This is a genomic window from Enterococcus sp. AZ101 (genome assembly GCF_050499005.1).
Taxonomy (GTDB): Bacteria; Bacillota; Bacilli; order Lactobacillales; family Enterococcaceae; genus Enterococcus_L; species Enterococcus_L ureilyticus.
On sequence record NZ_JBMHEZ010000001.1, the window covers coordinates 137,314 to 150,328 of the forward strand.

Genomic DNA, 13,015 nt, shown 5'->3' on the forward strand with positions numbered 1-13,015 from the left:
GATGACACAAGATGAAATAAATGAAGTAGCGATGCAAATGATCTTACATGCCGGAAATGGGCGTAATTTGATCAAAGAAGCATTAGAAAAAATGGATGAAGATTTCTTTGTGGAAGGGGAAGCGCAGCTGAAAGACGCAAAAAAAGAATTAAATCTAGCCCATAATGCTCAAACGAAAGTCGTACAATACAGTATGGAAAATCCTGTCGACATCAATTTACTCTTTACCCATGCACAAGATACCTTGATGACCATTTTAAGTGAATATAACATCGCAAAACAATTGTTTAAACTATACTATAAAATCAGTAAAATTGGAGGTTAAGAAGATGCCTTCATTTCCAGAAAAATTTTTATGGGGAGCATCCACGGCTGCTTATCAAGTAGAAGGAGCTTATTTAGAAGAGGGGAAAAGCCTATCTGTCGTCGATGAAAGTATCGCTCCTGAATATGCAGATACGAGTATTGCCAGTGATCACTATCATCGCTTTAAGGAAGATGTCAGTTTGATGAAAGAACTGGGATTGAAAGCCTATCGCTTTAGTATTGCTTGGACTAGGATTTTACCGAATGGGAGAGGACAGGTGAATCAAGCGGGGGTCGATTTTTATAATGAATTGATCGATGAATTAGTTAACAATCAAATTGAACCGATTGTAACAATTTACCACTTTGATTTACCAGTTGTTTTACAAAAGGAGTATGGTGGATTTAGTTCAAGAAAAATTATTCCAGATTTTATTGAGTATTGTCGTGTATTATTTGAATTATTTGGTGATCGGGTCAACTATTGGTTGACGATCAATGAGCAAAGTAATATGTTTTTACTCCCTTACTTGATTTCATTTACTGAAAATAGTGATCAATCCAAGCTGAAACAAAAGTATGAAATGAATCACATCATGACGTTGGCGCATGCGAGTGCGGTTAAACTATGTCATGAGCTTTTACCAAATGCCAAAATTGGTCCGGCGCTGGGAATCTCACCGATCTATCCTAAGACCTGTGATCCAAAAGATATACTAGCTGCTGAAAAAGCCGAAGAATTACGAAATACCTTCTTTTTAGAGTTGTATTGCAACGGCCGCTATTTACCTACTATGCAAGCATATATGCGGGGAAATGATTGTTTGCCAACTATTGAAGCAGGAGATCTAACACTGATCAAAGAAGGAAAATGTGATTTTCTAGGGATCAATTATTATGATAGTAAAACGGTTGAGCATGTAACGGAACAAGACCGTACAAAAGAGCTTGTAATCAATAAAGACGGTCAGGCGGGAACAACTGAAAAAGAAGTGGTTGAGGGAGTTTATAAAGGATGTAGTAATCCGTATTTAGAGCGGAATGATTGGGATTGGGAAATTGATCCGATCGGCTTGCGCGTTACCTTGAATCGTATTTATCAACGGTATCAACTACCACTGCTGATTACAGAAAATGGGTTGGGCGCAATTGATACACTGACTGAAGAGAAAAAAATCCATGATACTTATCGCAGTGATTATTTGAAAAAGCATGTAGAACAAGTTTGTTTCGCAATTGTTCAAGATGGGATAGAGATTTTTGGTTTCTGTCCGTGGTCATTTATTGACTTGGTTAGTACCACAAGTGGTTTTAGAAAACGGTATGGATTTGTTTATGTGGATCGGACGGATACTGCGCTTAGAGAATTGACTAGACATCGAAAAGACAGTTTTTATTGGTATCAAGGAGTTATTAGGAGTAATGGAAAAGTGTTGTAACTATAAATAAAAAAACAGATCAGATTCTATTTGGGGGAGAATCTGATCTGTTTTTTTGAGTTAGCGGGTATTCTTTAATAGACAAGGTCACTCTATAGCTGAGAATCTCCCGGTTAATTCTCACTAAAAATATCTGTCACTTTCTTCCCCAACGAAGTAGCAATATTAAGCGCTAGAGAATCAGAAGGTTTGTATTTTCCCTTTTCTATACTTTGAATCGTTTGGATCGAAACATTTACTTTATTCGCAAGCTCCTCTTGAGTTAGCTCTTGACTGGTTCTAGTTTCTTGTAAATTATTTTTGTTTTTGATTGTTTTTTTCATAGAATGCTCCTCTCTTTTTTATCGTTATTTTTGGTAATAAATAGTGAGCGTAAAATAAAAACAGTAAAATTTAATTATAAAATATATACTAAAACGCTCTTTTTGTGTTATATTTAGTACGTAGCATTAAGCTGCACCGAAAGAAATTGCTTTCTTTCCTAATCGACTTCTAGCATGAATAACTTCCCCAAATTTCATGATTGCTAGGAGTCGTTTCATTCAAGTCACATATGCTCATACTAAGGTTGCAAAAACTGTTTTCTTCTAACAGATTGTCTAATAGAAAAGACTTGTTGGGGACAATAAATGCTACTTAATATATAATATCAGATATTTCAATGTTTACAAACATATTATTCGACTATTTGTTAAAAATGAAGGATATTTCTTGTACTATTTTAGTAAAAAAATGAAATGAAGTGTAAAGCTAGCGCCGGAGCTGTTAAAATCGGCTAAATAAAAATACTGTTTTAGTTATATTTGCAAAAAATATTAGTACTTGCTCTTACTGTTTTTAACTTTTCCACGTTAGGATCAATGCCCGCCTCTTCCTTTCCTTGCCAAAAACCTCTATAATAACGATAGAAATTAAAAGAGAAGAGGAAGTTTTTTGCGTATATTATTTATAGGAGATGTCGTCGGTTCACTAGGACGTGACACGATCAGCACGTATTTACCAAAATTAAAGAAAAAATATCGTCCGCAGGTAACGATTTTGAATGGTGAGAATGCAGCCGCAGGTCGAGGGATCACAGGTAAGATCTATAAGAAATTTCTACAAGATGGTGTAGACGTGGTTACTTTAGGTAATCATACTTGGGATAATAAAGATATCTTTGACTTTATCGAGGATGCCAAAAAAATGATCCGTCCAGCGAATTTTCCAGAAGGAACACCTGGCCAAGGGATGGTATTTGTCAAAGTCAATCAATTAGAGTTAGCAGTCATAAATATGCAAGCACGTGTTTTCATGGCAGATATTGATGATCCATTTCGCAAAGCAGAAGAATTGATTACAGAAGCTCGCAAAAGGACGCCATTGATTTTTGTTGATTTTCATGGAGAAACCACTAGTGAAAAGCAAGCGATGGGATGGTTTTTAGATGGGAAGGTCAGTGCTGTTGTGGGGACCCATACGCATGTGCAAACCAATGATGCACGGATTTTACCAGCAGGGACAGCTTTTTTAAGTGATGTTGGGATGACTGGACCGTATGACGGTATTTTAGGCATGAAGCGTGGACCGATCATTGAGAAATTCAGAACAGCGTTGCCGAAACGTTTTGAAGTCGTTGAGGAAGGTCGGAGCTTGTTGTCTGCTTGTGTGATCGATATCGATGATCAAACAGGTCAAGCCAAAAAGATCGAACCGATCCAAATCAGTGATGATCGTCCGTTTGAAGAATAAACCGGAGATATTTAATGAACGATAAGGAGTAGCGGCTCTATCGTTGGAAGGATGAACAAACCACCGTAAGCTTCTAAAAAAATGACAGAAATTTCATATAAAATCAAGAACCACAAAGAAGCTAGTGCTGCGGTGCTAGTAATCAGGCAATTTGGATAAATTGGTTGTTCTGCCTATTCGGGGCTTCATTTACTGGATTTTACCAGTGGATGAAGCGCCTTTTTTTACTCGTTTGTAGTTGGAAGGAGAAGATACCAATCAATAAACGTAGGAAAGTTCGGGTGAAAGAATTGGATCATCGTATAAAAGCCAAACAAGACAATTTAGAAAAATAAGTAAAAGCAAACGGCTTGAAATCACGTGGATAGTAATGGGATAAAAAGAGAGAATCCTTCATTTTAGCGTTGCTCACCAACGCAAGTAAAATTCAAAAAATCCCATACTTTTATCAAATTTGTCCGTTTTTCAGGACTCATTCGACAATTCAAATTCTTTCCCACGATACTATTGACTCTTCCAATATCTTTAGGTTAGAATAAATTTACAACATAAAATAAAAAAGGCGCCCTGTCAGAAGACGGTAATCTTCAAAACAGAGCCCTGTATTATCAGCCAAAACTAATAATACAAGTTGCCTCGTCAATAGATTTCATTGACTAACCTTATTGTACTAAAAGTAAGAAGAGATTTCCAATCTTTTTTACTTACTTAATACTGTTAGTGGATGGTTATTTAACGAACGCTTCATGGTATTAGTAGCTGACTAATATCATTTTTTTGTGTTTAACATCAGGTAATTAGAGCGAAAAACAAAATAAAAAGGCACTCTGTACAAGGGCGGTAACCCAAATACAGAGCCTCATATTATCAGCCAAAACTAATAATATAAGTTGCCGAAGTCAATATTTTCATATCAACTCTTTTATTTTACTCAATTTTTGTAAGAAATACTAGTGTTTTTTACAATTCTTGTGTAGGTTGAGGCAGTTGATGGTTATTTGTTGCACTTTTGCGCGGTATTAGTTGGTAGCTAATGCCGTCTTTTTTCGCTCTTTTTATATATCGTAAGCACCTTTCTCTCCTTTCAAATACGACTCCTTTCGTATTTGCATTCTACCAACTGGTGCTTACGATCGGGTATCTTCTGAGTGATCGCTACCAGACATTTGTCATTCAATCAAAAAAGGCAGCTGAGTCAATGCGTACACAATAGGACAGAACAAACAGAACCAGTAAATAATTTCCAACCCGATTGAATGATAAAATGTCCCGTTCTACTCTTAAGATAGCCGTACCCTTAATACTTGATTTGGCGGAAAATCAAGTATTGAGTAAAAAATGCGCAAGCGACCAGAACTTGCGTATTTCAAGCAGTTGCTTATCGTATTGTCACAACCAACCATTTTTTGCTATCACATGATAAGTAGCTGCTTGTTTTTATCCATTTGACTATTTTCATCGAATCTCTTCTAATTTTATGGACGAATTCTTTCACAATTATACCTCCATCCTCTCCAGCAAAAAGGTTAGCTTATCCACTCTATCTACAGATTGAATATTCCTACCATCCAGAATATACGAGCAATGACAACTGTTGTTCTTTCTTTGTATCTACTTCTTTTTACTCTTGGATGAAAATAGATATCTTCTTGTGGTGCGCTATAAAATGAACGTATTTATACTGTATTATGAGAGGAGTTGAACGCTTGTCAGAAACTAAAAATGATCCGCAACAAGCTAGTAACATTGCCAGTGGTTTCGTCATGCCATTTGCTACACCCTATGCAGGAAGTAGCGAGTCTTTGTCTATCTCAGATGGGGCTGCATCAAAAGATATTACAACCATTCTTACACAGACAAAATCAATCATGAGCACATTTGAACAGAGCTTAAAAACGGATGCCGATAATATTCTATCGATCAGTGCAACATATGAACAAGCCAATCAGGCTTTAGTAGATGTGGTGACGCATGGATAAAAAAAGAACGATGGCGGATGTCTCAAAACAAGTATCGGAGCTAGAAGACGAGAAACGTTCTAGTCAAAAAAAGAAAAAATTGTGGGAAGAATACCAAGAACATTGGGCGTACCTACAACGAGAAGAACAAGCAATACTGGAAGAAGTAGCGTATTTAAGTCAAGGAACTGTCGCGATGAATCATGCGACACAACAACTGACTTATTTTGAAGAAGAACAACGCTCCTTTGCACGAACGTTTGATTCTATCGATGAGCACTTTGAGCAGAAGGAAAAAGAATTTTATGCTCGAGAAGATCAGCTGACGGAAGCTTATTACGATGCGAAGAAGCAGGAGGAGGCGACCGATGACGAAATTTAACTATTCAGAAGTCCAAGGTGTCTTTACAAGTTCTCAATCGGATCGCGTCGCGTGTTTAGCTAATTTTTCGATGGTGGAAGCAACAGTATCAGAATTTAGTGCAACAGGTGCCTTAACGGGACCAGGTTGGGATTCAGCCAAACAAGCACTCGCCCCATATGCAATTGTAACCAAGGCATTGTATAATTATCATTGTGACTTTGGCGAAACCTATACGGCCTTCTTAGCGGATTTTGAAGGAGAGGTAGGCGAAACAGGAAAAACCTTAAACACGGAAGAGCTAAGACAGCTACAAGACAAGCTGAATCATATTCAGCAAGAGAAGCAGGATTTGTTAGAAAAGATTGCAGGAAATATAGCACTTGAAATTCTCGGTGGCTATGGCGTGATGGCAAAAGATTTCCAACTAAACAGTACAAAAAAAGAAATTGAACTGCTTGAAAAATATGAAACATTTGAAAATGCTCATGCAGGAGATTTTACAGCGATCGTCTCAACCGGAGGAGACGTGGCAGCCGCATTGAATGATTTAGGAAAAAGTAAATCGTTTAACGCAAAAACAGGAACATATACGTATTCCGATCTTACAACTAAGAATTGGTATGCCAGGTTAACGAAGTACAATGAGGATAGTCCATCGCAACGAATAGAAATAGTAAAAACCGACAAATATGGCTATGGCTTGAAGGTCTATCTAAACGGTAAGTATAGTGAACAAGCCTCAGCGAACCTGATATATGCCCAATCGAAAGAAGGCATGAAGAAATTAGGGATTGCATTAACCAACATGGCTGGAGAAATGACTGGAATGTATAGTCTCTATCGCCTATTCACTGGAACAGATCCCGTCACAGGAAGCAAAGTAAGCCGACTAGAAGCAGGACTGTGGGTCGCATTATTATTACTTCCACAAGCAAAAATGGTAGAAGCAGTCAAAACATTACGAGCAGGAGATCGGGCCTTGGCAGGAGCCGACTTAACGGAAGCGGATCTAATGATACTAAGTAAAGCCGGCTATTTTGATGATGTTGCTAAGATTAATAAGATTGAGAAAGCCAGTGGAGCTAAATCTTCTGGAGAAGATATATTTAATTATACAAACAAAGTAAATGAGCATATGGCTAATCCTGATAGAGCAGTTCCGGCTCAAACGTTGAAAGAAGCGATCAAAGGTGGTACTCCAATGCCTGACCCCAGAGGGTCTAGCGCAACAATGTATTATAGTGAAATTTATATTAATGGCAAGAAATATAATTTTGAAGTGCTTTATGATAAGGCAACAAACACTATTTATCACTTTAAATATGACAGAAGACCATTGGGTCCATTGCCGGCAGTCCCAAAACAATAATACTGGAGGAAAACTATAATGACAAAAAAAGAGCAACTATATTATTTATTAAATGGTCTAAATGATGGAGAAATAGAAATTAACAATTTTACAAATCAGTTTATGAAAATTTTTGATTTAGAAATAGATTATGATGAATTGTCAAAAAAAGAATATATAGTTTTAGGAAATGTGTCTGATATGTCAGCTAGATTTTCTGATAATGCAGAAGATTTGAAATTGCCTAATGTGTACTATAGCGAAAAGAAAATTAGAGATGAAGTATCTCATGCTTTAAAAGAATTAACGTAAATCATATTAAAAAAAGGCACTTTATCACAGGACTGGTGATCAAGTGATAAAGCCTTGAATAGTAAGGTCTAAACTCACTAATCAAGTTGCCAATAGCTAACAAAAGCTGAATGTATTTATTGTATAGAAATTCAATGTCGAAAAAAGAAGCGATTCAATTCTATCGTTTCTTTTTTTATACTATATAATATTAGTTCTCCGCCCTGAGAAAGCCAGTGGGGCTAATCAGAAAGTTAGTTCTGAACTCGAGAGCCCTGTATTAGATGGTCAACGAGTAGGAAGTGGAGCAACAGTTGATGATGTAAACCCAATTTGGGGGAAAGACCAGAAGGGAAGACCAGTAATAGAAAAAGAATTTCCGCATGTTCCAAAAGAACATGGATTTCCTGATATTGTTGATAATTATCCAACTGTTGCAAATGAGTTTCCTTTAGTTGGGGGAGATGGAGTTAATAGGAGATTTTTCCAAATTGAAGGAAGTAACAATGGGAAAACAGGTGTTTTTGAATGGATTGTTGAGCCTAATGGTAATATAAGCCATCGAAGATTTATAGATGGTGGAGTGTTAACTGGAAAACCAAATCAAGTACCTAAAAAATAGAAGGAGAAAATAATGGATTTAACGAGTTTTAAAGAAAAAAAAGTGAATTATAATTGGAAAACTATCTATGTTGGAGTTATTCAAAAATTTTTTGAGCCCAAAGTGATTTCTGACTATGCAATAGAATTAATGGAGCTTGGAAATGATGATGATTTTATTAATGGATTAGCATGGGGAGTAGAACCAAATGACTTACAACAAGTATTATTTGAATTAAAAAGTAAATACTTTCCTAATTTAGAAGAAGACAGTAATGATTATAAATTAGAAGAAGAAAAACTTAGATTTATTTATTTATCTAAATTAAATGATAGTATTAGTGATGAAGATGATTTGCTAAACAGAATAGCAGAGTTCTATAGTAATAATGGTTATCCAGAGGAAATGGCTGGATTCATAAATTATATGCCTCAAGAAATTCCTACTACAAAAAAAGGATTGATAGAAAGATTTCATGACTTTTTAGATTCAGAAAATGATAAAATTAAAGAAAAATAAAAAGGCACTTTATCACGAGACTGGTAATCAAGTGATAGAGCCTTGAATAGTAAGTCCGAGCTCACTAATCAAGTTGCCAATAGCTAACAAAAGCTAGCTATATTTAAAGAAGCGAATGAACTTTGTCGCTTCTTTTTCTAGTTTTAGGGCGTAAGTCACAATCCCGAGAAATCCAGTAGGTCTGATAATCTGTTAAAATATAATTTAATAAAATACAATAACTCGAGCCCGTCCCAACGAATTGAAATAGTAAAAACAGACAAACACGGCTATGGCTTGAAGGTCTATCTAAACGGAAAGTATAGTGAACAAGCCTCAGCGAACCTGATATATGCCCAATCGAAAGAAGGCATGAAGAAATTAGGGATTGCATTAACCAACATGGCTGGAGAAATGACCGGAATGTATAGTCTCTATCGCTTATTCACTGGAACAGATCCCGTCACAGGAAGCAAAGTAAGCCGACTAGAAGCAGGACTGTGGGTCGCATTATTATTACTTCCACAAGCAAAAATGGTAGAAGCAGTCAAAACATTACGAGCAGGAGATCGGGCCTTGGCAGGAGCCGCCTTAACGGAAGCGGATCTAATGATACTAAGCAAAGCCGGCTATTTTGATGATGTTGCTAAGATTAATAAGATTGAGAAAGTTAGTGGGGCTGGTGTTCCAAATCCAGATTTGGGGGTCGTTCAATCAAGAGTTAATATAGCAAATGGAAGAACGAGATTTACTCCAACTAGACCCTCGACAGGAAAACCAGTATCAGCGGGATTCGAACATGTGCTAGATGGACATTTTAACCGACCTATTGCGAATAGTCGTTCTATTTTTTCTATAACAGCAGATAAATTGAAACAGGTATTGCAATCTCCAAATGTTGTGAAGTCAACAGTTATAGATATGTCTGGAGGACAATACAAAAGAATTGTAGACACCGGTGAAATAATTGGAAATACAGCATTAAAACACGGTGGTAATCCTACTAGCTGGATTGAAGTTATTACGGATAGGGCAGGAAATCTAATTACTACTTATCCAGTTCCAAAACCTTAAAGGTATTATATGGAGGTAAAAATGAGCGAAGAATTGATTAATGAAAAACTATTAAAAGATTATTACGAAATTTTTAATGATTCCGAAAAATTGAAAGATTTTTCTAATTATTATAAAGCGTTAGTACAAATTGTTAAAAAGTATCCTTTAGAATTTACAGATGAAGTTAGAGACGAATGGGGATTAAATGAACTTCTTAGTATTGAAGAAAAGAAGTATATAGTTGACAAGCCTGATATTTGTTTAAATATGGAAAAGAAACGACTGGTAAGAAATTATGAAAATATTGATACGTTAGCTATGGCTATTAGAGATACTTTATGGGATATGGTTACTGTGTATTCAGGAAAAGACTGTCCAATAACTCCAAATGATGAGTTGAGATATATTAAAATAGTTTATGAAGATAATTCTGATAAGATACTTTTAGAGTGTGCAGGATGTGGATGGACAGAGGATATTGATGGAAACGAGTATACTGGACCTGTTGGAAAAGTATTTCCTGTTAATAAAGAGGAAATTGAAAATATATAAAATAATAAAAAAGACACTTAACTATCTGATTGGAGTCAGATAGTTAAGCCTTGAATAGTAAGCTCGAACTCACTAATCAAGTTGCCAATAGCTAACAAAAGCTAGCTGTATTTAAAGAAGCGAATGAACTTTGTCGCTTCTTTTTTCAGTTTTAGGGCGTAAGTCACAATCCCGAGAAATCCAGTGGGTCTGATAATCTGTTAAAATCTAATTTAATAGAATACAATAACTCGAGCCCGTCCCAACGAATAGAAATAGTAAAAACCGACAAATATGGCTATGGCTTGAAAGTCTATCTAAACGGTAAGTATAGTGAACAAGCCTCAGCGAACCTGATGTATGCCCAATCGAAAGAAGGCATGAAGAAATTAGGGATTGCATTAACCAACATGGCTGGAGAAATGACCGGAATGTATAGTCTCTATCGCTTATTCACTGGGACAGATCCCGTCACAGGAAGCAAAGTAAGCCGATTGGAAGCAGGACTGTGGGTCGCATTATTATTACTTCCACAAGCAAAAATGGTAGAAGCAGTCAAAACATTACGAGCAGGAGATCGGGCCTTGGCAGGAGCTGCCTTAACGGAAGCGGATCTAATGATACTAAACAAAGCTGGTTATTTTGATGATGTTGCTAAGATTAATAAGATTGAGAAAGTTAGTGGGGCTAATCAAAAAGTAGTAGAGGAAATAACCAATCCTGTTTTAGAAGCTCCTAGATCTGGAAGCGGACTGAAGGTTGATGATATTAAACCAGTTAAAGGGAAAGGTTCTGTTTATGATATTGACCCGTTAACAGGAAAACCACCTACAAAACAAACTCAAATTATTATAGATGAATTTCCTAATGTTCCAAAAGCACATGGTTTCTCTGATATTATTGATAATTATGCTGGTTTAGCAGAAGTCACGGATTTAGGTAATGCTAAATTATATCAAATTCAAGGAAGCCAAAATGGTGTTATGGGACGTTTTGAGTGGATAATTCAAGACGGAAAAGTTACGCACAGAATGTTTGTCAGAAATCCAGAATTGAATGGAGTGCCTATAAAATAATGAATTATATCGATGAATTTAAAAAAAATAATATTCCTTTTTCTTGGAATGAGCTTAAAATAGGTAGATTTGGTTATTCAGAAAACGAATTTTATTTACAGGGTATACTTGATGATGAATTTGTAATGAAATACACCTTAGATTATCTATCTAAAAATGAAAATGAGGAAAATTCGTATGTGTGGGAGCTTGGAAGTCTATTTTCACCATATGACGAGAACGAAATATATAAGCTTCTTGATTTAATTGAAGATTCTAATGAAAAAGATTTGGTGTCCTATTATAGATGGCGGTGGATTTTAGTCAATAATCTATTGAAGAAAATCTTAGATAAAGACTATGTAAATGCTTTGTTAGAAATTAGTGAATTCTGGCTTGATCTGAAATCCCCTTTCGATATGCCTTATCAATATCAAGGTGTGGAAAATGAATTAACCCCACAAGAATTTTATACTGAGGAACACTTATCTAAAGTTATTTCTGACCATAAAAAATGGTTGGAAGATGAAAAAGAGAAGTTAAATTAATAGTTATCAAAATAAAAAAGGCACTTTACTATCTGATTGGAGTTGAAGAGTAAAAGCTTGAATAGTAAGCTTTAAACTCACCAATCAAGTTGCCAATAGCTAACAAAAGCTAACTATATTTAAAGAAGCGAATGAACTTTGTCGCTTCTTTTTTTAGTTTTAGGGCGTAAGTCACAGTCCCGAGAAATCCAGTGGGTCTGATAATCTGTTAAAATATAATTTAATAAAATACAATAACTCGAGCCCGTCCCAACGAATAGAAATAGTAAAAACCGACAAATATGGCTATGGCTTGAAGGTCTATCTAAACGGAAAGTATAGTGAACAAGCCTCAGCGAACCTGATATATGCCCAATCGAAAGAAGGCATGAAGAAATTAGGGATTGCATTAACCGACATGGCTGGAGAAATGACCGGAATGTATAGTCTCTATCGCCTATTCACTGGAACAGATCCCATCACAGGAAGCAAAGTAAGCCGACTAGAAGCAGGACTGTGGGTCGCATTATTATTACTTCCACAAGCAAAAATGGTAGAAGCAGTCAAAACATTACGAGCAGGAGACCGGGCCTTGGCAGGAGCCGCCTTAACGGAAGCGGATCTAATGATACTGAGGTTAAAATTTTGGAAGATATAGCATCTAAAATTAAAGACCCAAATATTTCTGGTAAGATAGATTTGTTTACAGAATTACCAGCTTGTCAAAGCTGTACAAATGTCATATTAGAATTTAGGAAAAAGTTTCCAAATATAGAACTTAATATATTTACAAAGTAGGTGGAAAAATGAGCGAAATCAGTTATTTAGAAGCAAAAGAATTAACTTTAGAAGATTATGAAGATTTTATTGAAGATGAAGGGTTTAGTCCGAGTCAAGCAATAGCCGCAACTTTTGAAGACTCTGTATTAATGATGAAAAAAAGTCATAAAGTTTACGTATCAGTTATGATAAATCTTTCAATTTTAAGTTTAAAAGAAAATTTCATACCAGATTATTTATTAGAGAGAAAAGAAAATCTATCTAAACTCGAAGGCTTAAACGAAGAGGAACAATCAGCCTATAATTGGGATATTAATGCTTTGAATCAATTATTAAGTAATCAAACTTTTGAGATTGATAAAGATGAAGAATACAGATTAAGAGTGAACATGCTGCTAGGGTAATACTCCAAATGAAAAAATTGGATTTTTAATCTGCTATTTTGCTAGACTCTGAGGGTGAAGTAGAAAAGGTTTGAAAGAACAAATTCAAATGTTAAAACACACGGTGGGCATGTTATGTTGAAAAGG

The 13,015-nt window shown here is 35.8% G+C and carries 16 protein-coding genes; 15 read left to right on the forward strand and 1 reads right to left on the reverse strand.

Annotated features, from left to right (window positions below; all coding sequences use genetic code 11):
• Position 1 precedes the first annotated feature (1 nt).
• A complete protein-coding gene (locus tag IGJ50_RS00655; RefSeq protein WP_069640368.1) occupies positions 2 to 325 on the forward strand; it encodes a PTS lactose/cellobiose transporter subunit IIA in 324 nt (107 codons plus the stop codon).
• Positions 315 to 1,745, forward strand: a complete 1,431-nt coding sequence (locus tag IGJ50_RS00660; RefSeq protein ID WP_429948351.1) for a glycoside hydrolase family 1 protein — start codon at positions 315 to 317, stop codon at positions 1,743 to 1,745. Before IGJ50_RS00655 ends, IGJ50_RS00660 begins: the two co-directional genes overlap by 11 nt.
• Before the next feature lie 113 nt (positions 1,746 to 1,858).
• On the opposite strand, the gene IGJ50_RS00665 is transcribed toward IGJ50_RS00660, so the two are convergent.
• On the reverse strand, positions 1,859 to 2,068 hold the full coding sequence (locus IGJ50_RS00665) for a helix-turn-helix transcriptional regulator (protein ID WP_207120448.1): 210 nt from the start codon (positions 2,066 to 2,068) through the stop codon (positions 1,859 to 1,861).
• 610 nt (positions 2,069 to 2,678) lie between these two features.
• Between IGJ50_RS00665 and IGJ50_RS00670 the strand changes: the two genes are divergently transcribed.
• The 13 genes from IGJ50_RS00670 (at position 2,679) to IGJ50_RS00730 (ending at position 12,889) form a co-directional block, all read left to right on the forward strand.
• On the forward strand, positions 2,679 to 3,476 hold the full coding sequence (locus IGJ50_RS00670; protein ID WP_069640365.1) for a TIGR00282 family metallophosphoesterase: 798 nt from the start codon (positions 2,679 to 2,681) through the stop codon (positions 3,474 to 3,476).
• Positions 3,477 to 5,182: 1,706 nt separating this feature from the next.
• Complete coding sequence (locus tag IGJ50_RS00675; RefSeq protein WP_429948354.1) at positions 5,183 to 5,455, forward strand: hypothetical protein; 273 nt, start codon at positions 5,183 to 5,185, stop codon at positions 5,453 to 5,455.
• On the forward strand, positions 5,448 to 5,816 hold the full coding sequence (locus IGJ50_RS00680; protein ID WP_429948356.1) for a hypothetical protein: 369 nt from the start codon (positions 5,448 to 5,450) through the stop codon (positions 5,814 to 5,816). Before IGJ50_RS00675 ends, IGJ50_RS00680 begins: the two co-directional genes overlap by 8 nt.
• Positions 5,803 to 7,167, forward strand: coding sequence for a pre-toxin TG domain-containing protein (locus IGJ50_RS00685; protein WP_429948358.1), 1,365 nt, complete (start codon positions 5,803 to 5,805; stop codon positions 7,165 to 7,167). The genes IGJ50_RS00680 and IGJ50_RS00685 overlap by 14 nt, the downstream gene beginning before the upstream one ends.
• An 18-nt stretch (positions 7,168 to 7,185) precedes the next feature.
• Entirely contained in the window at positions 7,186 to 7,458 is a 273-nt protein-coding gene (locus IGJ50_RS00690; protein WP_429948360.1) for a hypothetical protein, read from the forward strand.
• Positions 7,459 to 8,071: 613 nt separating this feature from the next.
• Positions 8,072 to 8,557, forward strand: coding sequence for a DUF2247 family protein (locus IGJ50_RS00695; protein ID WP_206838295.1), 486 nt, complete (start codon positions 8,072 to 8,074; stop codon positions 8,555 to 8,557).
• 351 nt (positions 8,558 to 8,908) lie between these two features.
• Positions 8,909 to 9,610: a pre-toxin TG domain-containing protein gene (locus IGJ50_RS00700; RefSeq protein WP_429948362.1), complete on the forward strand. Its 702-nt coding sequence runs from the start codon at positions 8,909 to 8,911 to the stop codon at positions 9,608 to 9,610.
• Between the two features lie 21 nt (positions 9,611 to 9,631).
• Positions 9,632 to 10,144, forward strand: coding sequence for a hypothetical protein (locus tag IGJ50_RS00705; RefSeq protein WP_429948363.1), 513 nt, complete (start codon positions 9,632 to 9,634; stop codon positions 10,142 to 10,144).
• Between the two features lie 284 nt (positions 10,145 to 10,428).
• Positions 10,429 to 11,199: a pre-toxin TG domain-containing protein gene (locus IGJ50_RS00710; protein WP_429948365.1), complete on the forward strand. Its 771-nt coding sequence runs from the start codon at positions 10,429 to 10,431 to the stop codon at positions 11,197 to 11,199.
• Positions 11,199 to 11,726, forward strand: coding sequence for a DUF2247 family protein (locus IGJ50_RS00715; RefSeq protein WP_069640355.1), 528 nt, complete (start codon positions 11,199 to 11,201; stop codon positions 11,724 to 11,726). Before IGJ50_RS00710 ends, IGJ50_RS00715 begins: the two co-directional genes overlap by 1 nt.
• Before the next feature lie 292 nt (positions 11,727 to 12,018).
• Positions 12,019 to 12,363, forward strand: coding sequence for a pre-toxin TG domain-containing protein (locus tag IGJ50_RS00720; RefSeq protein ID WP_429948367.1), 345 nt, complete (start codon positions 12,019 to 12,021; stop codon positions 12,361 to 12,363).
• Positions 12,351 to 12,503, forward strand: a complete 153-nt coding sequence (locus IGJ50_RS00725) for a deaminase domain-containing protein (protein ID WP_429948369.1) — start codon at positions 12,351 to 12,353, stop codon at positions 12,501 to 12,503. Before IGJ50_RS00720 ends, IGJ50_RS00725 begins: the two co-directional genes overlap by 13 nt.
• Positions 12,504 to 12,511: 8 nt before the next feature.
• Positions 12,512 to 12,889 carry a hypothetical protein gene (locus tag IGJ50_RS00730; protein WP_092649356.1) on the forward strand — a complete coding sequence of 126 codons (378 nt, stop codon included), beginning with the start codon at positions 12,512 to 12,514 and terminating at the stop codon, positions 12,887 to 12,889.
• The last annotated feature ends 126 nt before the right edge of the window (positions 12,890 to 13,015 follow it).